This window comes from Kineococcus sp. NBC_00420 (assembly GCF_036021035.1).
Classification (GTDB): Bacteria; Actinomycetota; Actinomycetes; order Actinomycetales; family Kineococcaceae; genus Kineococcus.
On record NZ_CP107930.1, the window covers coordinates 2,212,408 to 2,232,106 of the forward strand.

The 19,699-nt window shown below is 70.3% G+C and carries 20 protein-coding genes; 11 read left to right on the plus strand and 9 right to left on the minus strand.

Annotated elements, in window-relative coordinates; genetic code table 11:
* Positions 1-10: 10 nt before the first annotated feature.
* Entirely contained in the window at positions 11-1,957 is a 1,947-nt protein-coding gene (locus tag OG218_RS10775) for a glycoside hydrolase family 127 protein (RefSeq protein ID WP_328293218.1), read from the minus strand.
* Positions 1,958-2,079: 122 nt separating this feature from the next.
* Here OG218_RS10775 and OG218_RS10780 point away from each other — a divergent pair, with 122 nt between their 5' ends.
* From OG218_RS10780 to OG218_RS10795, 4 genes are all read left to right on the plus strand, one after another.
* Positions 2,080-3,081 (plus strand): LacI family DNA-binding transcriptional regulator, encoded by a 1,002-nt coding sequence (locus OG218_RS10780; RefSeq protein WP_328293219.1) that lies wholly within the window; start codon positions 2,080-2,082, stop codon positions 3,079-3,081.
* A 99-nt stretch (positions 3,082-3,180) separates the two neighbouring features.
* Complete coding sequence (locus tag OG218_RS10785) at positions 3,181-3,963, plus strand: transporter substrate-binding domain-containing protein (RefSeq protein WP_328293220.1); 783 nt, start codon at positions 3,181-3,183, stop codon at positions 3,961-3,963.
* 28 nt (positions 3,964-3,991) lie between these two features.
* On the plus strand, positions 3,992-4,660 hold the full coding sequence (locus OG218_RS10790; protein ID WP_328293221.1) for an amino acid ABC transporter permease: 669 nt from the start codon (positions 3,992-3,994) through the stop codon (positions 4,658-4,660).
* Complete coding sequence (locus OG218_RS10795; protein WP_380160468.1) at positions 4,657-5,430, plus strand: amino acid ABC transporter ATP-binding protein; 774 nt, start codon at positions 4,657-4,659, stop codon at positions 5,428-5,430. Before OG218_RS10790 ends, OG218_RS10795 begins: the two co-directional genes overlap by 4 nt.
* 3 nt (positions 5,431-5,433) lie before the next feature.
* Here the strand turns inward: OG218_RS10795 and OG218_RS10800 are convergent, their stop codons facing one another.
* The gene (locus tag OG218_RS10800) at positions 5,434-5,961 is read right to left on the minus strand and encodes a Uma2 family endonuclease (protein ID WP_328293223.1); all 528 of its coding nucleotides are present in this window, start codon (positions 5,959-5,961) and stop codon (positions 5,434-5,436) included.
* 62 nt (positions 5,962-6,023) lie between these two features.
* Here OG218_RS10800 and OG218_RS10805 point away from each other — a divergent pair, with 62 nt between their 5' ends.
* Positions 6,024-7,250, plus strand: a complete 1,227-nt coding sequence (locus OG218_RS10805; protein ID WP_328293224.1) for a DNA polymerase domain-containing protein — start codon at positions 6,024-6,026, stop codon at positions 7,248-7,250.
* Here the strand turns inward: OG218_RS10805 and OG218_RS10810 are convergent, their stop codons facing one another.
* Complete coding sequence (locus OG218_RS10810; protein WP_328293225.1) at positions 7,251-8,270, minus strand: LacI family DNA-binding transcriptional regulator; 1,020 nt, start codon at positions 8,268-8,270, stop codon at positions 7,251-7,253. It abuts the gene before it with no gap.
* A 217-nt stretch (positions 8,271-8,487) separates the two neighbouring features.
* Here OG218_RS10810 and OG218_RS10815 point away from each other — a divergent pair, with 217 nt between their 5' ends.
* From OG218_RS10815 to OG218_RS10830, 4 genes are read left to right on the plus strand one after another with little or no spacing between them, the layout of a single operon-like run.
* Positions 8,488-9,768, plus strand: a complete 1,281-nt coding sequence (locus OG218_RS10815) for an ABC transporter substrate-binding protein (protein ID WP_328293226.1) — start codon at positions 8,488-8,490, stop codon at positions 9,766-9,768.
* Positions 9,768-10,763 (plus strand): carbohydrate ABC transporter permease, encoded by a 996-nt coding sequence (locus tag OG218_RS10820; protein WP_328293227.1) that lies wholly within the window; start codon positions 9,768-9,770, stop codon positions 10,761-10,763. Before OG218_RS10815 ends, OG218_RS10820 begins: the two co-directional genes overlap by 1 nt.
* Positions 10,760-11,674 carry a carbohydrate ABC transporter permease gene (locus OG218_RS10825; RefSeq protein ID WP_328293228.1) on the plus strand — a complete coding sequence of 305 codons (915 nt, stop codon included), beginning with the start codon at positions 10,760-10,762 and terminating at the stop codon, positions 11,672-11,674. The genes OG218_RS10820 and OG218_RS10825 overlap by 4 nt, the downstream gene beginning before the upstream one ends.
* Positions 11,675-11,716: 42 nt before the next feature.
* On the plus strand, positions 11,717-12,559 hold the full coding sequence (locus OG218_RS10830) for a PhzF family phenazine biosynthesis protein (RefSeq protein WP_328293229.1): 843 nt from the start codon (positions 11,717-11,719) through the stop codon (positions 12,557-12,559).
* A 127-nt stretch (positions 12,560-12,686) separates the two neighbouring features.
* Here the strand turns inward: OG218_RS10830 and OG218_RS10835 are convergent, their stop codons facing one another.
* Complete coding sequence (locus OG218_RS10835) at positions 12,687-14,243, minus strand: GGDEF domain-containing protein (protein ID WP_328293230.1); 1,557 nt, start codon at positions 14,241-14,243, stop codon at positions 12,687-12,689.
* 84 nt (positions 14,244-14,327) lie between these two features.
* Complete coding sequence (locus OG218_RS10840; RefSeq protein ID WP_442906487.1) at positions 14,328-15,737, minus strand: FAD-binding protein; 1,410 nt, start codon at positions 15,735-15,737, stop codon at positions 14,328-14,330.
* Between the two features lie 254 nt (positions 15,738-15,991).
* Between OG218_RS10840 and deoC the strand changes: the two genes are divergently transcribed.
* Together deoC and OG218_RS10850 are read left to right on the plus strand one after the other, a co-directional pair.
* Complete coding sequence (gene deoC, locus OG218_RS10845) at positions 15,992-16,651, plus strand: deoxyribose-phosphate aldolase (RefSeq protein WP_328293232.1); 660 nt, start codon at positions 15,992-15,994, stop codon at positions 16,649-16,651.
* A gap of 20 nt (positions 16,652-16,671) precedes the next feature.
* The gene (locus OG218_RS10850; RefSeq protein ID WP_328293233.1) at positions 16,672-17,451 is read left to right on the plus strand and encodes an HAD-IIA family hydrolase; all 780 of its coding nucleotides are present in this window, start codon (positions 16,672-16,674) and stop codon (positions 17,449-17,451) included.
* A gap of 15 nt (positions 17,452-17,466) precedes the next feature.
* On the opposite strand, the gene OG218_RS10855 is transcribed toward OG218_RS10850, so the two are convergent.
* The 4 genes from OG218_RS10855 to OG218_RS10870 form a co-directional block, all read right to left on the minus strand.
* A complete protein-coding gene (locus OG218_RS10855) occupies positions 17,467-17,784 on the minus strand; it encodes a tetratricopeptide repeat protein (protein WP_328293234.1) in 318 nt (105 codons plus the stop codon).
* Positions 17,785-17,862: 78 nt separating this feature from the next.
* On the minus strand, positions 17,863-18,969 hold the full coding sequence (locus tag OG218_RS10860; protein WP_328293235.1) for a hypothetical protein: 1,107 nt from the start codon (positions 18,967-18,969) through the stop codon (positions 17,863-17,865).
* On the minus strand, positions 18,966-19,322 hold the full coding sequence (locus OG218_RS10865; RefSeq protein WP_442906382.1) for a metallopeptidase family protein: 357 nt from the start codon (positions 19,320-19,322) through the stop codon (positions 18,966-18,968). Before OG218_RS10865 ends, OG218_RS10860 begins: the two co-directional genes overlap by 4 nt.
* Positions 19,323-19,329: 7 nt before the next feature.
* A complete protein-coding gene (locus OG218_RS10870) occupies positions 19,330-19,599 on the minus strand; it encodes a hypothetical protein (protein ID WP_328293237.1) in 270 nt (89 codons plus the stop codon).
* Positions 19,600-19,699: the final 100 nt, after the last annotated feature.

Here is a 19,699-nt window from a genome sequence, read left to right on the forward strand (position 1 = left end):
TTCACGGGGATCAGGCCCGTGGGAACCAGACCCGCATGGCACCGAGTTCACGGTTGGCCCACGCGTAGTACGGGATGGCCGGCACGAGGAGGGTCTCCTCGGCGGCTTCGGGGGCCGGGTCGTCCCCGGCCGGACGGTAGAGCGGGCCGCTGGCCGCGGCGAGGGCCACGTGCACGGGCAGCTGAAGGACGGTGACGCCCTCCAGCAGGTCGGCGCGGTGTTCCGACACCGCTCCGCGCAGCTCGGAGACGCGGACCCGCAGGTCGTCGGCGGGCAGGTCGGCCGGGAGGTCGGCCTGCTCGACCGCGTAGACGAGGGGGCCGCGTTCGACGACGACGGAACCACGGACGGAGTCGACCCGGGTGTCGGCCTCGACGACGCGGACCGTCATCGGCAGCACGAGTTCCACGACGTCACCGACGGCGAACTCGCGCTGGACGCGCAGGTACTCCCCCACCGTCACGGCGACGTCGGCACCGTTGACGGTCGCGGTGGCACCCTCGGCCCAGGCCGGCACGCGCAGGGCGAGTTCGAACTCGCCCGGGGTCGCGGTGACCTCGACGCGTACGGTGCCGTCCCAGGGGTAGTCGGTGGTGACGGCGAGCGTGGCTCCGGCCGCCTCGATCGTGCCGGTCGTGAACTGGTGGACCTGCACGCCCTGGGCCGAGCTGGTGGCCACGTAGGCGTCGAGGCTGGACAGCGTCCGCATGATGTTGGGCGGGCAGCAGGCGCAGTCGAACCACGCGCGTCGACCGTGGGTCGCGCTGCGTTCCTCCTCGGCGTGCGCACCGTGGCGCAACTGCAGCGCGTTGACGTAGAAGTACTCCGTCCCGGTGAGCGAGACCCCGGGCAGGAACGCGTTGTAGAGGGTGCGTTCGACGAGGTCGGCGTAGCGGGAGTCCCCCGTCGCCAGCAGCATCCGCCAGGTCCACTGGACGCTGCCGATCGCGGCGCAGGTCTCGGCGTAGGCCCGGTCCGGGCCGAGTTCGTAGTGGTCGCCGAACTGTTCGAAGTCCCAACGGGACCCGATGCCGCCGGTCACGTAGGTCTTCGAGGCGACCATCCCCTCCCACTGCGTGGTGAGGGCGGCGAGCAACCCGGCGTCGGAGGTCTCGGCCGCGACGTCGGCGGCACCGGCGGTGAAGTACACGGCGCGGACCGAGTGGCCCTCGGGCGAGGTCTGCTCGCGCACGGGGACGCGGTCGGAGAAGTACGTGGGTTCCTTGCCGTGCAGCCGCTCGATGATCCCCGTGCCGCGGGCGTCGACGAACCAGGTGGCGAGGTCGAGGTACTCCCGCTTCCCCGTCTCGCGGAAGAGTTCGACCAGGCCCATCTCGACGACGGGGTGGCCGTCGACCTCCTCCGTCTTGCCGGCGCCGAAGGTGGCGACGAGGTGGTCGGCCAGCTTCACGGCGACGTCGAGCAGGCGGGTCTCGCCGGTGCCGCGGTGGACGGCGACGGCGGCCTGGAAGAGGTGCCCGGCGCAGTAGTGCTCGTGGCTCCAGGGCAGGTCGACGTAGCGCTCGCCCTTCCCACGGACCTGCTGGACGGAGTCGAGGTAGCCGTCCTCGGCCTGCGCGGCGGCGGCGACGTCGCTGACCTCGCGGATCCAGGCGAGGATCTGCTCGTCCGCGCCGCGCCCGTACTCCCAGCCGGCGGCCTCGAGCCACTTGTAGACGTCGGAGTCCATGAAGATCGGACCCTTGACCTCGCCCTGCTCCGTTCCCGCGGCGATCCGCAGGTTGCGCAGGTTGCCGGCCGTCTCGAGCTTCTCGTAGCCCGTTCGGATGGCCTGGCGGCGGTTGGCCTCCTGGCGTTCGAACCAGAAGCCGCTGGTGATGCGCGAGGCGCCGAGCGGGACGGGGTGCAGGACGACGGCGGCGTCGGCCGTCGGCGCCGCGGGGGCGCCGGCGGTGCTGTTCACGGTCAGGTCGGGCCCAGCGGTCGTGCTGGTCATCAGCTCTCCATCGAGTCTCGGAAACGCCGGAACACGTTTTCTGCGGTCACCGTAGAACGCCGCTCTGGCGTCGTCAAGGGACCTGTAGTCTGCTGCGACTCACAGGGATCGGAGAGCGCGCGATGACGGAAAGCACTGTTCCGGCTCGGATCGTCGACGTCGCCGCGCTCGCCGGTGTCTCCGCGGGGACGGCGTCCAAGGCCCTCAACGGCACAGGGCAACTGCGGGCCGAGACGCGCGAACGGGTCCGCCGGGCCGCCGAGCAGCTCGGCTTCACTCCCGACTCCCTCGGGCGCGGCCTGTCCTCCGGGCGCAGCTACACGGTGGGGCTGATCACCACGGACAGCTTCGGCCGCTTCTCCATCCCCATCCTGCTGGGTGCGGAGAACGCCCTCGGGGCGGGCGAGATGAGCGTGCTGCTCTGCGACAGCCGGGACGACCCGGTGCGCGAGCAGCACTACCTGCGGACGCTGCTGGCCCGTCGCGTCGACGGGATCATCGTCACCGGCCGCCGCACCGAGTCCCGGGCCCCCATCGCGATCCCCGGTCACGTCCCGGTCGTCTACGCCTTCACCCCCTCCCAGGACCCCCGGGACACCTCGCTGACCATCGACCAGAGCGGCGGGGCCGCCGCCGCCGTCCGCCACGTCCTCGACCTCGGCCGGCGCCGCATCGCCCACGTCACCGGTCCCGAGGACCACCACGCGGCCCGGGTCCGGCGCGCGGCCGCGGAGGAGACCGCCGGGGACGCCCTCGTCGGCCCGACCCTGCACGGCGACTGGAGCGAACGCTGGGGTCGCCTCGCCGCGGACCTGCTGCTGCGCAAGCACCCCGAGCTCGACGCCATCACCTGCGGCAGCGACCAGATCGCCCGCGGGATTTGCGACGGCCTGCGCGACGCGGGCCGGACGGTGCCCGGGGACGTCGCCGTCGTGGGCTTCGACGACTGGGACGTCATCGCCCTGGCCGCCCGTCCCCCGCTGACGACGGTCAACCTGGGGCTGGAGGCGCTGGGCCGCCGTGCGGGCGAACTGCTGCTCGACGCCGTCGCCGGCACCACCTCCCCGGGCTCGACGACGATGCCCACCCGCCTCGTCGTCCGCCAGTCCACCGTCCCCGCCTGAGGGCCGTCCGGGGCGCGCCGGGAATGCGCAGCCCCTACGTTGTCGCTGCACCGTCGGGTGCTCACGGTGGGTGCCCGTTCTCAGGAGGACAGCTCAGCCATGCGACGCAGGACCCTCGGCACCATCAGCGCACTCGCCCTCGCGGGCCTCCTGGCCGCGTGCGGAGGCGGCGACACCGCGGGCTCCACCGACGACTCGCTGAGCTTCGGCACGGAAGGCACCTACGCCCCGTTCAGCTACCACGACCCGAAGACCAACAAGCTCACCGGCTACGACGTCGACGTCGCCGAGGCCGTCGGGAAGCAACTGGGCCGCAAGGTCGAGTTCTCGGAGAACACCTTCGACTCCCTCTTCGCCGGCATGGAGGCCAAGCGCTACGACGGCGTGGCCAACCAGGTGTCCATCACCGACGCGCGCAAGGCGAAGTACGTCTTCTCCACCCCCTACACGGTGTCCACGGGCGTCGTGGTGACCCGCGCGGACGACACCTCGGTGACCTCGCTGGCCGACATCAAGGGCAAGACGTCCGCGCAGTCGACGACGAGCAACTGGGCCCAGACCGCGACCGACGCCGGCGCGAAGGTCGAGGCCGTCGAGGGCCTGACCCAGGCCATGACCCTGCTCAAGCAGGGCCGCGTCGACGTCACCGTCAACGACCAGCTCGCCGTCCTCGACTACCTCAAGACCTCCGGGGACACCGGGGTGAAGATCGCCGCGAAGACCGACGACCAGACCGAGCAGGCCTTCGTCTTCCGCAAGGACGAGGCCGACACCGCCCAGCAGGTCAGCGACGCACTGGCCAAGCTGAAGGCGGACGGCACCCTGGCCACCATCTCGCAGAAGTGGTTCGGCCAGGACGTCTCCGGCCCGGCCGCCGGCTGAGACCGGACGGGACGAGGGAGGGCACCACGTGGACCAGAGCACCCTGGACCTGTTGAAGGACTCCCTCGTCCCCTTCGCGAGCGGTCTGGTCAGGGGGACCATCCCCCTCACCCTCGCCAGCTTCCCGATCGGACTCGTCCTCGCCCTGCTGCTGGCCCTGATGCGGCTCTCCAGCGTGCGTGTCCTGCAGGGAATCTCACGGCTCTACGTCTCGATCATCCGCGGAACCCCACTCCTGGTGCAGCTGCTCATCATCTACTACGCCCTGCCGGAGTTCGGGATCACGTGGGACCCCTTCCCCAGCGCCGTCGTCGCCTTCAGCCTCAACGTCGGCGGCTACGCCTCGGAGGTCATCCGCTCGGCGATCCTGTCGGTGCCCAAGGGCCAGACCGAGGCGGCGCTGACCATCGGGATGAGCTATCCGACGACGATGCGGCGGATCGTCCTGCCGCAGGCAGCGCGGGTCGCGGTGCCTCCGTTGTCGAACACCCTCATCTCGCTCGTCAAGGACACCTCCCTGGCCTCGACCATCCAGGTGGCCGACATCATGCGCAAGGCGGCCGAGATCGCGGGGCCCACGTACCAGTTCTTCACGCTGTACGCCCTGGCGGCCGCCTACTACTGGGTGGTCTGCCTGGTGTTGTCCTTCGGTCAGTCCCGCGTCGAGACGCGGCTGAACAGGTTCGTGGCGAGGTGAGCGACGTGAGTCCCCTGTTGGAGGTCCGCGGACTGCACAAGTCCTTCGGCGACCACCACGTGCTGCGCGGGATCGACGCCCACGTCGCCCCGGGTTCCGTGACCGTTCTCATCGGCCCCTCGGGTTCGGGCAAGACCACCGTGCTGCGTTCCCTCAACGCGCTCGAGGTGCCCGACGCGGGGACCGTGCGCATCGGCGACGTCAGCGTGGAGTTCTCCCCCGCGCTGCGCGGGCGGGCGTTGCAGCGGGCCACCACGCGGTTGCGCGCCCAGAGCGGCATGGTCTTCCAGAGCCACAACCTGTTCCCGCACCTGTCCGTGCTGCAGAACGTCATCGAGGGCCCGGTCCTGGTCCAGCGTCGCCCGCCGGAGGAGGCCCGGGCCGAGGGTCTCGCCCTGCTGGAACGCGTCGGCCTGTCCGAGAAGGCCGACCAGCACCCCTACCAGCTGTCGGGTGGTCAGCAGCAGCGCGTCGGGATCGCCCGGGCCCTGGCGATCCGGCCACAGGTCGTGCTCTTCGACGAACCCACGTCCGCGCTCGACCCGGAACTCGTCGGGGAGGTGCTGGCCGTCATGAAGGACCTCGCCGGTGAGGGCTGGACGATGGTCGTCGTCACCCACGAGATGCGGTTCGCGTCCCAGGTGGCCGACCAGGTGCTGTTCCTCGACGGTGGCGTCATCGTCGAACAGGGTCCCCCGTCGGCGGTCCTGGAGAACCCTCGCGAGGACCGCACCCGCCGGTTCCTGCAACGCCTGATCAACCCGATCTGAGGATCAGGCCCAGCCCAGCAGGCCCCTGATGTCGGCGGCGCTCAGGTCGAAGGCGTCGCTCCTCGGGCGGGGACCACCGCTACCGACGACCTCGACCGTCTCGGCGGCCGGGGTGATCTTCCAGACCTCGCGAACGGCCCGCCCCAGGTACCAGGGAATCTTCTCTTCCGTCGCACCGCTGTCACTGTCGCCTGGAGAGACCATCTCGACGACGACGTCGACGGTGGGGACGTACAAGCCCAGCTGATCAGCGGAGAACCCAGTCGCGATCCACCCCATGTCCGGAATGCGGTAGTCGCCTTCGGTCCCCAGGTTGAACTCGCCTAGCGTGACCAGTCCCCGGGCCTCAGCGCGGTCATGAAGACGCGCACCGAGGCGGTGAGACAGCGCGCCGCGGGAGGCGCGAGCGCGCGGTACCACGTGGTGGACCCCGTTCCAGACCTCGTCGCGTGCGTCCAGGCCGAGACGGCGGCGTTCGGCGATCCACAGGTCCAGCGCGTCGCCGTGGACGACGTACGTGGTGGTGCTCACGGTCTGCCTCCTCCGCCCCCTGCTGCCTGTCCTCAGGATGCCACGGACACTAGGGTCGGAACGTGGCGTCCCCGCAGATCGTCCTCGAACTCGCCGGCCGCGAGGTCACGGTCACGAACCCGGACAAGGTGGTCTTCCCGCAGACCGGGACGACGAAGCTCGACCTGATCCGCTACTACCTCTCCGTCGCCGACGGCGCGCTGCGGGGCGTGCGCGGACGGCCGATGGTCCTCAAGCGGTTCGTGAAGGGCATCGAGGCCGAGGCGGTGTTCCAGAAGCGGGCGCCGGAGAAACGCCCCGACTGGATCGAAGTCGCGGAACTGCACTACGCGCGGGGGACCTCCGCGGCCGAGACGGTCGTGCGCGACGAGGCCTCCCTGGCCTGGGTCGTCAACCTCGGTTGTCTGGACCTCAACCCGCACCCCGTGCTCGCCGAGGACCTCGACCACCCGGTGGAACTGCGCATCGACCTCGACCCGATGCCCGGCGTGGACTGGCACCAGATCGTCGACGTCGCGTTCGTGGCACGCGAGGTGCTGGCCGACCACGGGTTGAGCGCGTGGCCCAAGACGTCGGGGTCCCGGGGTTTCCACGTCTACGCCCCGATCGATCCCGTGTGGTCCTACCCGCAGGTGCGGCTCGCGGCCGAGACCGTGGCCCGCGAGGTCGAGAACCGGGCCGGCGGGTTGGCGACGAGCCGGTGGTGGAAGGAGGAACGCGGTGAGGGCGTCTTCGTCGACTTCAACCAGAACGCCAAGGACCGCACGGTCGCCTCGGCGTACTCCGTCCGCGCCCTCCCCGACGGCCGGGTGTCGACCCCGCTGACCTGGGACGAGGTGCGCGACGTGCGCCCCGAGGACCACACCGTCCTCACGGTGCCGCGGCGCGTCGCGGACCTCGGCGGTGATCCGTGGGCCGGCACGGACGGGGTCGGGGGTTCCCTGGAGGGGCTGCTCGACCTCGCCGACCGGCTGGGTCCGGCGGAGAAGGCCCCCAAGGGCACGGGGTCCCGGACGAAGACGATGCCGCTCATCGAGATCGCCCGCGCGCGGACGAGACCCGAGGTCCTCGCCGGGCTGGAGGCGTGGAAGGCCAGGCACCCCGACGTCGTGCCGATGCTCACCGAGTCCGACGTCCTGCTCGACGGGATGCGCGGCAGCAGTTCGCTCTGGTACCGGATCCGGGTGAACCTGCAGCACGTCCCCGAGGCGGACCGTCCGGAACAGGCCGAGCTCGAGGTCGACTACGACCCGTGGGAGAAGTACCGCGGCGGGCAGTCCCGCCGCTGATCAGGCGGACCCGCGCGGGGTGAAGACGTGCTCCACCCAGCGGACCTCGGGTTCCGCGGGGTGCACGGGGTCGAGGGCGGCGACGGCGAGGTCGACGGCGAGCCGCGCGACCTCGGCCATGTCGACGGCGAGCGTCGTGAGCTGCGGGGTCATGAACGTGCCCAGGGACAGCCCGTCGATCCCCACGACCCGGACCTCGTCCGGCACCGAGATGCCCTGCTCGGTGAACGTCGCCAGCGCACCGACGGCGAGGATGTCGTTCCACGCGAACACCGCGTCGGGCAACCCACCGGCGATGAGCTCACGCGCCGCCCACCGGCCGGCCTCCACGTCCTGGGCCCCGGCGAAGACGAACCGCACGTCCATCCCCTCGGCCCCCAACGCGGAGGCGATGATCGCGGCGCGGGTGCTGACCTCGCGCTCGCGGTCACCGTCGACGATGGCGACGTCGCGGACGCCGACCGAGGCGAGGTGGGCCGCGGCCTCCCGCAGCGCCGGTCGCGGGTCGAGCGAGACACCGCTGGTGGTGGGCAGCAGACCAGCGGCCGGCGGGTCGATGCTCACGACGGTCATCCCGGCGAGGGCGTCGGCCCACACGTCACTGTCCCCCAGGTAGCCGAGGACGGCGTCGACCTGGCTGGCCAGGTCCCGCAGGACGCGGTCCCGGTCCGTGGCGTGGACGGTGTCGACGAGCACGACGTTCCAGCCCAGCTCCCCCGCGTAGCGGACGGTTGCCGCGGCGAACTCGGGGTAGTAGGGGTTGGCCAGGTCGGAGACGACGAGACCGAGCGTGTCGTGGGTGGCCCGGGCCAGACCGCGCCCGAACCGCGAGGGCCGGTAGTGCAGTTCCTTGGCCGCAGCCAGGACGCGGGCCTTGGTGGCCTGGCTGATCCCGTCCATGGCGTTCATGGCCCGGGTGACGGTCTGACGCGACACCCCCGCCGCCTGCGCGACGTCCTCGATCGTGGCCGAGGCCCGCCGGGCACGGCGCACGACGCGTTCGTCCTGTCCAGCGCTCACAGAAACTCCCCAGTCCGGTCCCGGATGTCCGGCACGCATCATCGCGTGCCTTGACAGTCACCACCCGCGGTGGCACCGTCCTATCACTCCGTGAGCGCTCACGACAGCGTCCGCGGAGTTCACGGCCGAAGGTCTCGACGAAGAGAGTGGGCTGGTTGGATTGTCGTTGTCGTCATCCGCTCCGGGCGCGGTTCCCGGACGGCACAGCGGCCCGGGGTTGTCCCGACGCCGCGTGCTGCAGGGCGGCCTGGCCGCCGCCGCGGGGATCCCGCTGACCGCATCCCTCGCGGGGTGCGGATCGGGGACCTCCATCTCCAGCAACCCGAACGAACTGGTGCTCTGGTACTGGAACCGCTCGATCGCCCCCACCCTCCTCGCGACGGCGGCGAAGGGGATCCCGGGGACGGACCGGAAGCTGCGGGCCGACGTCCTGGGCGGGGCGTTCGACACCAAGCTGCGGACCAGCTTCGCCGCCCAGGCCTACATCCCGGACCTCACGGCCGTGAACTCCAACGCCGCGCTGTACTTCCCCAGCGAGGACCAGTTCTTCAACCTCGACGACTACGGGGCCCAGGACTACAAGGACGACTACTACGACTGGAAGTGGAACCTCGGCCGCACCCCCTCGGGCCGCTTCCTCTTCTTCCCGATGGACACCGGTCCGACCGGGTTCTTCTACCGGGCCGACCTCTTCGCCGCCGCCGGGCTGCCCTCGGAACCGGCCGACGTGAGTGCGGCGGTCCGGACCTGGGAGGAGTGGATCGCCCTGGGGGCGAAACTGCGCGAGACCAGCGACGTCGCCCTCGCCACCAACGCGGTCATGGTCTTCAACCAGTACGTCAACGCCTCACCGCAACGGTACTTCGACTCCGACGACAAACCCCTCTTCCACTCCTCCGACTCCGCGATCAAGAAGGCGTGGGACACCGCCGTCGCCGCCATCGCCGCGAAGGTGACGCGCAACCTGCAGCTGGACACCGAGCAGAACGCCGCCTGGAACAGCGGCAAGCTCGGTGCGAACATCGAGGGCGCCTGGTGGATGAAGGTCCTCACCGACACCGCCCCCCAGACCTCGGGGAAGTGGCGCATCGCGCAGCAGCCCGGCGACCCCGGCAACAGCGGCGGATCCTTCCTGGCCGTCCCCAAGTCCTGCAAGGACCCCGCGGCCGCCCTCGACTTCGCCCGCTGGCTGACGACCCCGGAGAACCAGGCGCAGTCCTACAACGAGATCCAGCTGTTCCCCTCCGCGCCCGCGGCGTTCGACCTGGGCACCATGGCGGACGCCGGTGGTTTCTACGGCGACCAGGACCCGCTGGAGTTCTTCAGCACCGCCGCGCAGAAGGTGCCGACCACGTTCATCAGCACCTACGAGAACCTCACGACGTCCTTCACCGACCAGCTGCGCGTGGTCGAGTCCGCCGGGAAGAACCCCGACGACGCCTGGGGCGACGCCGTGGCCGCCATCGACAAGCTGCTCAAGAAGCGAGGTGTCCTCTGATGGCCGTCACCCTGCCGACCGGCACGTCGACCGGTTCCCGGAACCGTCCCGACGGCGTCACCGTCGCCCGTCGCGGGCTGCGCTCCTGGTGGCCGCAGTACCTCGCGATCACCCCGTTCTACGTGATCTTCCTGGTCTTCGGCCTGCTGCCGATCCTGTTCTCGATCTACCTGTCGTTCACCGACTGGGACGGGATCAGCCAGATCAAGTTCGTCGGCCTCCAGCAGTACAACTACCTGATCCACGACACCCGGTTCTGGAACGCGGTGGGCAACACCCTGATCATCTGGGTCATCTCCACCGTCCCGATGCTGTTCATCGCGCTGGTGATGGCGTTCCTGCTGCACCAGAACATCCGCCTCAAGGGCTTCTACCGGGTGGCGTTCTTCGTCCCCAACGTCACGAGCATGGTCGCCATGGCGATCGTCTTCGGGTCGGTTTTCTCCGACAGCTTCGGCATCGTCAACTCGGCCCTCACGGCCCTGGGCCTGCCGACGGTGGCCTGGTTGTCCACCGGGTGGGGCATCAAGGTGACGCTGGCGATGCTCGTCATCTGGCGCTGGACCGGGTACAACGCGATCCTCTACCTGGCTGCGCTGCAGGCCGTCCCCAGCGACCTCTACGACGCCGCGAAGGTCGACGGCGCCGGGTTCTGGCGCACGTTCTTCTCGGTGACGATCCCGATGCTGCGACCGGTGATCCTCTTCACCGTCATCACCTCGACCATCGGCGGGCTGGGACTGTTCACCGAACCACAGATCCTCTTCGGCGCGGCCAACGGCAACGGCACCGTCGGCGGGGTCAACGAGGCCGGCATGACCATCGTCCTCTACCAGTACAACCAGGCGTTCTCCCAGCTCGACTTCGGCTACGGGTCGGCCATCGCGTGGGCGCTGTTCATCCTCGCGGCCGTGTTCGCGATCATCAACTGGCGACTGCTGCGGGACCGGGACACCATCCCCGCCCCCAAGCGCACGAGGAAGGCGGGACGATGAGCGCACCCGAACTGGTCCGGTCCGGCTCCACGCGCGGGCGTGGCCGCCACGGCGACACCCTCGTCGTCCAGAAACCGCGTCGAAGCCGTCAGTGGGTCCTGGGTCGCGTCGTCACCCACGGCTGCATCATCATCGGGGTCGTCTTCGCCCTGTTCCCGTTCTACTGGCTGCTCGTCATGTCGACCAGCACCACGGCGCAGATCTTCGGGTACCCGCCCCGGCTCATCCCCAGCACGCACCTGCTGGAGAACCTGCGCAACGTCGTCACGAGCGTGGACCTGCCGAGCTCGCTGCTGAACTCGTTCGTCGTCTCCGGGTCGCTCGCGGTCCTCGTCGTGCTCTTCGACTCCCTCGCCGCGTTCGCCTTCGCGAAGTTCCGCTTCCCCGGTCGCAACGTGCTGTTCACGGTCCTGCTGGCGACCTTCCTCGTCCCGGGCAACCTCTCCCTCGTCCCGAGCTTCATCCTGATGTCGAAGCTCGGCTGGGTCGGTGACCTCCAGGCCCTCATCGTCCCCGGCATCGCCAACGCCTTCGGGATCTTCCTGCTGCGCCAGTTCGCCACCGCCTCGATCCCGGACGAGCTCGTCGAGGCGGCGACCCTCGACGGCGCCGGGTTCTTCCGCACCTGGTGGTCGGTCGCCATCCCGATGCTGCGTGGTGGTCTCGCGTTCCTCGGGATCTTCACCTTCGTGACGGCCTGGAACGACTACGTCTGGCCACTGGTCGTCCTGGTGAACCCGCAACGACAGACCCTGCAGACGGCGCTGGCCCAGTTGAACTCGGTCTACACGACCGACTACGGGATGATCATGGCCGGCGCCGTGGTCAGCGTCGTCCCCCTCATCGGGATCTTCCTCATCGGCTCGCGGCACTTCATCGCCAACATCGCGGCCGGAGCGCTCAAGGGCTGAGCCGCTCCCACCGCAGGACGTCCACGTCGTAGAGTCCGCGACGTGGACGTCCTGCGTTACGCCGCCTTCACCACGGACCCGGCGGGGGGGAACCCCGCGGGCATCGTCCTCGACGCCGTCGACGCGACCGCCGGGGAGATGCTCGCCGTCGCCGCGGACGTGGGCTACGCCGAGACCGCCTTCGTCGTCGACGTCGCGCACGGCGTGGAACGGCGGTTCGGGTTGCGCTACTTCTCCCCGCACGCGGAGGTCCCCTTCTGCGGGCACGCGACCGTGGCGACGGCCGTCGCCCTCGCCGAACGCCACGGGGCGGGACCCTTCACCTTCCAGACCCCGGTCGGGCTCGTGGCCCTGGAGACCCACCTCACCGACGGCGTGGCCACCGCGTCGTTCACCAGCGTCGAACCCGCGGTCGAGGAGCTGCCGGACGCGACGCTCAGCGAGGTCCTCGACCTGCTGGGGCTGCGGCGGGCGGACCTCGACGCGGACCACCCGCCGCGCCTCGCGGCCGCCGGGAACCCGCACCCGGTCCTGGTGCTGCGGGACGGTCCGACGTTCGACGGGTTCCGGTTCGACCCCGTGCGGGCCCGGCAGGTGCTGGACGCGCACGGCTGGCCGGCCACCGTCAGCGTCCTGCACCGCCGCGAACCCGGGGTGTTCGAGGCCCGGAACCTCTTCCCCGTCGGCGGCATCGCCGAGGATCCCGCGACGGGGTCGGCCGCGGCGGCGTTCGGGGGCTACCTGCGGGCACTGGGTCTGGTGCACCCGCCGGAACGCGTCACGATCCACCAGGGCCGGCACGTCGGACGTCCCGGCGTGCTCACCGTCGACGTCCCCGCCACCGGCGGCATCGTCGTCACGGGGTCCGCGGTGCCCATCGCGTGACGCGGGTGCGCCACGGTTCCGACCGGAGGGTGGGGACGGAGTGGAACGTTCAGCGGCTCCCCGGCACCCGAAGACCCGCAGAACGTTCCACTCGCGGGTCCATCGCCCTCGAGCACGAGATCGGCGCCTAGCGGGTCACGACGCAGTTGCGCCCCGCCGCCTTCGCGGCGTAGAGACGCGCGTCGGCCGCGGACAGCAGCGACGCCTTGTCCCCCGCGGGGTCCAGGGTGGCGACCCCGGCGCTGACGGTGATGCCCCGCCGGGGGGTGACCGCGGACCAGTCGTGCCCCGCGACCGTCCGCCGGACCCACTCGGCCGCACGGGCCGCGTACCCCTCGTCGTCGCTCGCCAGGACGAGCACGAACTCCTCGCCCCCCAGGCGCGCCGCGAAGGAGTCCGGGAACCGCACCACGGCGTCGGCCAGGATGCCGGCGAAGATGCAGAGGACCTGGTCCCCCACCTCGTGGGAGAACGTGTCGTTGACCGTCTTGAAGTGGTCGAGGTCGAGCAGGACCGCGCTCACGAGCCGTCCGCCCACCTGGAACCCCGTGATGAGTTCCGGGAGCCGTTCGTCGACGAAGAGCCGGTTGCCCAGCCCCGTCAGCGGATCGCGACGGGCCTCCTCGCGGTAGCGGGCGGCCTCCTCCCGGGCGACGTCGGTCTCGAACATGGCCTGCCGGGCCCGGGCCTGCGCCTCGCGCTGCTCCGACAGCAACTCCTTGTCGGCCGCGTGGAAGGCCTTGTGGGTCTCGAAGGCCGCCCGCAGGTCGCCGAGGGCGGCGAACACCTCGGCCTGTTCCTCCAGGATCTGGGTGCGGACGTCGGCGAACCCCACCCCGGTGCAGGCGGCCCGGGCCTCCTGGAGGGTCGCCGAGGCTGCGGCGGCGTCCCCGAGGACCCGCTGGGCGACCGCGAGGGTCAGCAGGTAGACGGGGAGGTCGTCGGCGTTCTTGATCTCCATCGCGGAGCTCGTCCGGACCGCGACCCGGGCGACCTCCTGGGCCGCGGCCGCGTCTCCGCAGAGCAGGTGGATGCGCGCGACGGTGTCGAGGGTGTTCGCGTTCAGGGGGCGGTCGTAGCGCCGGCTGAGCTCCTGGAGCAGGGCGAGTTCCCGTCGGGCGGCCGTGACGTCGCCGCGTTCGAGTTCGCAGTAGGCGCGGTTGTTGACGACCAGCAGGTGGAGCTGAGCGTCACCGAGGGCGAGTTCCTCGGCGCGTCGGTACCAGGACCGGGAGTCCTCGTGCGCTCCGAGTTCGTCCAGGAGGTCCGCGACCTTGATGAGGACCCGTGTCCGGACGCGTTGCGGGACGTCGTCGTCGAAGGCCGCCGCCGCGTCCAGGGCGTGCTCGAGCGCCGTCGGCCGGTCGCCGATGTCGGTGAAGGAGCGGGCGAGGACCCAGCTGGCCCGCACCCGGAGCTCGCTCGTGAGGTCGGGGTGCTCACGCCGCACCGCGGCGATGGCGGCCGCCGCAGCCGCACCGTCACCGTCGCGCTGCAGGGCCTCGGCCTCCCAGACGCGGGCACAGGCCAGGGCCCCGCGCGCGCCCAGGTCCCAGGCCCGCCCGGCGAGGGAGCGGGCCACCCGGGCGCCCTCCGCGGGGTCCATGCCGACCAGGTCGTCGAGCTCGTCGAGCTCGTGGCGCAACTGCTGCACGGGGTCGAGCGAGACGTCGCGCACCGCCACGCCCACACCACCCGTCCTTCGACTCACCGGGTCCCGTCGCGACCCTTCCGTGAGGGATCGGTACCGGGCGGCCGCGACTTGAGCTCAGTCGCGGACGAGCTGCAGACGTCGCGCCTGGTCCGAGGAGAACTTCCGCTCCGGGTCGACCTGGTCACGGACCGTCCGCCAGGCCGGCAGCTCCGGGTACATGCGTGCGAAGCGGTCGGCCGTGGTGCGGGAGTCCTTGGCCAGGTAGAGGCGGCCACCGGCGTCGAGGACCATCTCGTCGAGCAGGTCGCACAGCTGGTCCAGGCCCTTGCGGACGGGCAGGTCCACGGCGAGGGTCCAGCCGCGGGTCGGGAACGACAGCGGGGCGTCGTTGGCGTCCCCGAAGCGCTTGAGGACGTTCAGCGCCGAGATGTGACCGGACTCGACGATGGCCTCCATGCTGGCCTTCAGGACGTCGGTCCGGTCCAGGGGCACGACGAACTGGTACTGCAGGAAGCCGTTCGGACCGTAGGCCCGGTTCCAGTCCGCGAACAGGTCGAGCAGGTGGTAGAACTGCGTGATGTTCTGCACCACACCGGACTTGGTCTTCGACTTCCGGTAGTAGAACTCGTTCAGGGCTTTCGCTGACAGCCGGTTGAGCATCCCCGAGGGGAAGAGGTCGGGGAAGCTCGCGAGCTGCGGGGCGTCGAACTTCAGCGGGTCCTTGCGCAGTTCCGGAGGCAGGTCGGACAGCTTCGCCGAGGAGCCGCGCAGCAGGAACCCGCGACCCATGTGCGGGCCCGTCGTGACGGAGTCGAACCACGTCTTGGAGTACGTGTAGTTCTCGTCGTTCTTCTGCAGCCGCTCGAGCATGTCGTCGAAGTCGGGGGTCTGCTCGACGTCGGCGATGAAGTACGACGTCTCCACGCGGTCCAGGCGGATCTTCGCGCGGAGCACGATGCCGGTCAGACCCATGCCGCCCGTGGTGGCCAGGAACAGGTCGCGGTCCGGGCCGTCGGGGGTGAGGGTGCGCACCTGTCCGTCCGCCGTCAGCAGGTCCAGCGACAGCACGTGGCGGGTGAAGGTGCCCTGGGTGTGGTGGTTGCCGCCGTGGATGTCGGCGCCGATCGCGCCGCCGACGGTCACCTGCCGGGTCCCCGGCAGGACCGGCACCCACAGGCCGTGCGGCACGACGGCGCGCAGCAGCTGGTCCAGGGAGCAGCCGGCGTCGACGTCGGCGGTCGCGGCGTCCACGTCGATGTCGTGGATGCGGTCCAACGCGGTCATGTCGACGACGAGACCCCCCGCGTTCTGCGCCGGGTCGCCGTAGGAGCGGCCGAGGCCCCGGGCGATGACGCCGCGGGGACCGGCGGTGCGCACGGCTTCCGCGATGACGTCGAGGTCCTGGGTGTGCAGGACGGTGGCCGTCGTCGGCGCGGTGCGCCCCCATCCCGTGAGGCGCTGCGTCGTGCGCAGAGCTCCGTCGACGTCGGGGACGGGACCACTCTTGCGACCGGGGAAGCTCACCACGGACGCGAGCCTAACCGCCGGGCCGCGGATCCCACGGACGGCGGCTGCAGTCGGGCCCCGAACCGCCGATCCCCGACCGACCCCGCGCTCCACCTGCTGCCGTCGTTCGTGAGCACTGTCCTGAGGGCGTTCGTGGTGGCGAGACGTGGTTGCCCCGAACCGCACGAAGGGGGCGGGACGGGACCGGCTGGTCGCCGATCCCCCCGGACGTCGGAGCGGCGCGGCGCCGGGTCGGTGGCAGACTCGGCGCCGTGAGCCAACGCACCCGCACCGAGGTCGCCCGACTGGTCGACCACACCCTGCTGAAGCCCGAGGCGACCGCCGCCGACGTCGCGGCGCTGTGCGAGGAGGCTCGGTCGCTGGGCGTCCTCGCCGTCTGCGTCTCGCCGAACATGCTCCCCGTCCGGGGCGAGGGTCTCGTCGTCGCCACGGTGTGCGGTTTCCCGTCCGGCAAGCACACCAGCGCGGTGAAGGCGGCGGAGGCCACCCTCGCCGCGCGGGCCGGGGCGGACGAGGTCGACATGGTCATCGACGTCGGCGCGGCCCTGGCCGGTGACTACGACGCCGTCCGCGACGACATCGCAACCGTGCGGGCGGCTATCCCGTCCCCGACCGTCCTCAAGGTCATCGTCGAGTCCGCCGCGCTGCCCGACGAGGCGCTGGTCGCGGTGTGCCGGGCGGCCGAGGCTGCCAGCGCCGACTTCGTGAAGACGTCGACTGGTTTCCACCCCAGCGGCGGTGCGAGCGTGCACGCCGTCGAGATCATGCACGCGACCGTCGGAGGTCGGCTCGGCATCAAGGCCAGCGGCGGGATCCGTTCGACGGAGGCCGCGCTCGCGCTGCTCGACGCCGGCGCGACCCGCCTGGGCCTGTCGGGGACGGCCGCGGTGCTGGCCGGGTTGGCGGAGTGAGAGCCGTGGAGGGGAACGAGATGGGCGACACCCGGGCCATCGAGTGCTGGCTGACCGACATGGACGGCGTGCTGGTCCACGAGGACCACGCGCTGCCCGGTGCGGCGGAGTTCCTGCAGCGGCTGGCGGACTCGAGCCGCCGGTTCCTGGTGCTCACGAACAACTCGATCTTCACTCCACGCGACCTCGCCGCCCGCCTCTCCCGCAGCGGGATCGAGGTCCCCGAGGAGAACATCTGGACCTCGGCGCTCGCGACGGCGGACTTCCTGGCCCGGCAGATGCCCGGCGGTTCGGCCTACGTCATCGGCGAGTCCGGGCTGACGACGGCGCTCTACGAGGCCGGGTACACGATGACCGACACCGACCCCGACTACGTCGTCCTCGGCGAGACGCGGACGTACTCGTTCGAGGCCATCACGAAGGCGATCCGCCTCGTCGAGGCCGGGGCGCGGTTCATCGCCACGAACCCCGACGCCACCGGCCCCTCGAAGGAGGGATCGTTGCCGGCGACGGGGTCCGTGGCGGCGCTCATCACCCGCGCGACCGGGGCGGAGCCCTACTTCGTGGGGAAACCCAACCCCATGATGTTCCGGTCGGCGATGAACCGGATCGAGGCGCACTCCGAGACGACCGCGATGATCGGCGACCGGATGGACACCGACGTCGTCGCCGGAATCGAGGCCGGCCTGCGCACGTTCCTCGTCCTCACCGGGTCGACGAAGCGCGAACAGGTCCGGCGGTTCCCGTTCCAGCCCCACCGGATCGTGGACGGCATCGGGGACCTGATCGACCTGATCTGAGGTCGGGGCTGCGGGTCAGACCTCGGCGCCGAGGACGTGCGCCATCACGCGGTGGCCCCGGGCCTCGTCGTGCCGGCTCTGCCGTTCGAGGGTGCGCGACAGCAGCAGGTGCGCGAACGCGTCGGACGGCGTGCGGCGCACCAGGTCCCGCGCCTGCTCCTCCGCCTTGGACAGCATGGCGGCACCGAAGTAGGTGCGGGCCAGGAGTTCGCGCAGGGAGCGGTCGTCGGGGTTCTTCTCGACCAGGGGTTCGAGCAGCCGCACGCCCTCGGTGAAGCGGCGGTCGTCGAACGCCTCGCGGGCGAGTTCGAAGCTCAGGAGGTCGATGTTCACGAGGGTCTCAACTAAGCCGTGAGAGCGGGCATTCCCTCAACGCGCCTGAACCCCTTATCGAGGGTGACCAGCACCCTCCTAGCTATCGAGCAGACCGATCAGGAAGTCGCGCGAACTACTGACGTCCACAATTGAGGAGAACCCGGCGTCAAGGACGACCTTGAAGCGACCGTCAAGTTGAGTGACCCCCCGTGACGCACGGCCGGCCCAATGGTGTGTGACGTGAGTTGCGTCGAGGACGGTCCGGTCAAAGATGGGCACGAGTCGCGTGGCGATGCGCCCCGCAGATGAGTCAACGCCGATGAAATAGAACGCTGCGGCGTGCTCCACACTCGCAAGCCAGGCCAACATCTTGTCTACGTTGTAGCCTTTGGGCGCGGATGACTTGCCAATTGTTGTTGTCTTGACATCAACTCCCAGAACCCCGCCGGGGTGTCGGAGGCCAATGTCTTCCAGACGGTGCTGGGGCGTCAGGTGCGTAATCAGCTCTTCTATAGCGTTCCCGCGGAGATTGACATTCTCGACCCGGGCGATGCGAAGAACGTCTTCACTGGCAGTCTGGACGATGCGGTCCAGGCGATCCTGTAGTTCGGAGAATAGACCTGCACTCAACATATTCGCGGTGCGCTGGGGAGCGTTCAGAATGCTCTCCCGGTCCGCAATCGAGACACGGAACGGGCTCCCCGCAGGAAGAATGGCGCTCGTTGCCTCGACGAGGCGCCCCAGATTCTCCTCCCATGTGAAAGCCGCGTGGTGTGCGAACAAGTCGGGAAAGTTCCGCCGTTCGTTGCTGAGACCATCGAGGCTGCTCAAGATGTCCGTCCCGTTGAAGCTCCCCCTCAGTCGGTCTAAAGTCAGGTCCCGCGAGCTATGACTGATTTTGCGCAGTAGGCTGGTGTTACTCAGGCGAAATTCGACCCCTCCCGGTCTCACGATCACCACAATGAAGGGTTCACGGTCGTGCCTTTGTAGAGCAGAGAGCGACAGTACAGTATTTGAAAACGTGGGGCCGTTTGCTTCGGTGAACCGAAGAGCGTACCCGTCTGCAACGTAGACGCTACGCATCCGATGGTTAGAGAATGCGTCGACGAAAGCCTTCTCCACGTCAGCCTTGCGCGCCTGAGGATCACTCTGCTTGTATGCCGACAGGAAATCGAGCGCCGCCCCCCACGGCTCGGAGATCATGCCCAGCCCAGCTCGTGCAGCCGGGCGTCGTCGAGACCGAAGTGGTGGGCGATCTCGTGGACGACGGTGATCCGCACCTCGGCGACGACCTCCGCCCGGTCGGCGCAGACCGCGAGGGTCGGACGGCGGAAGATCGTGATCCGGTCGGGCAGGGCGCCGGCGGCCCACCAGGAGTCCCGTTCCGTCAGCGGGGTCCCCTCGTAGAGTCCGAGCAGGTCGGGCGGGAACTCCGGGCCGGGCTCGTCCTCGACGAGGACGACGACGTTGTCCATCGCGCGCGCCAGTTCCCCGGGGATCGAGTCCAGCGCGTCGCCGACGGCGATCTCGAACTCCTCGAGGCTCAGTTCCACCACGGCCCGGTCAGCGGGCGGCGACGACGCGACGCCGGTCGAACTCGCGCACGGGGGGACGACCCCAGCGCAGCCGCTCCACGAGGACGGCGTCGACCCCGACGGCCGCGCTGCTGACCAGCGCCGACTCCGCGTGGACCCGGACGAGGACGAGGTCGCGGGCGAACCCGGCGTCGTCGGCGCGGACCGTCTCGACGTGCACGACGCCGGACCCGGCGTCGCCGTCCGTCCGCACCGCCGAACGGCGGTGGGCGATGACGGTCACCCGGAAGCGCTTCATGGCTCGATCCTGTCTGCGGGTGCGCCGGCTGTCGAGCACGAGGTCTCAGCTCCGTCTCAGGTCGTCCGTCGTCGATCCCCCCGACCTCTCCACGAGGTGG

Bases quoted from the DNA above. Each gene is read 5' to 3' on its own strand.
- OG218_RS10785 (WP_328293220.1), top strand. From the start codon at position 3,181: ATGCGACGCAGGACCCTCGGCACCATCAGCGCACTCGCCCTCGCGGGC.
- OG218_RS10850 (WP_328293233.1), top strand. From the start codon at position 16,672: ATGGGCGACACCCGGGCCATCGAGTGCTGGCTGACCGACATGGACGGC.
- OG218_RS10870 (WP_328293237.1), bottom strand. From the start codon at position 19,599: ATGAAGCGCTTCCGGGTGACCGTCATCGCCCACCGCCGTTCGGCGGTG.
- OG218_RS10820 (WP_328293227.1), top strand. From the start codon at position 9,768: ATGGCCGTCACCCTGCCGACCGGCACGTCGACCGGTTCCCGGAACCGT.
- OG218_RS10780 (WP_328293219.1), top strand. From the start codon at position 2,080: ATGACGGAAAGCACTGTTCCGGCTCGGATCGTCGACGTCGCCGCGCTC.
- OG218_RS10825 (WP_328293228.1), top strand. From the start codon at position 10,760: ATGAGCGCACCCGAACTGGTCCGGTCCGGCTCCACGCGCGGGCGTGGC.
- OG218_RS10860 (WP_328293235.1), bottom strand. From the start codon at position 18,969: ATGATCTCCGAGCCGTGGGGGGCGGCGCTCGATTTCCTGTCGGCATAC.
- OG218_RS10775 (WP_328293218.1), bottom strand. From the start codon at position 1,957: ATGACCAGCACGACCGCTGGGCCCGACCTGACCGTGAACAGCACCGCC.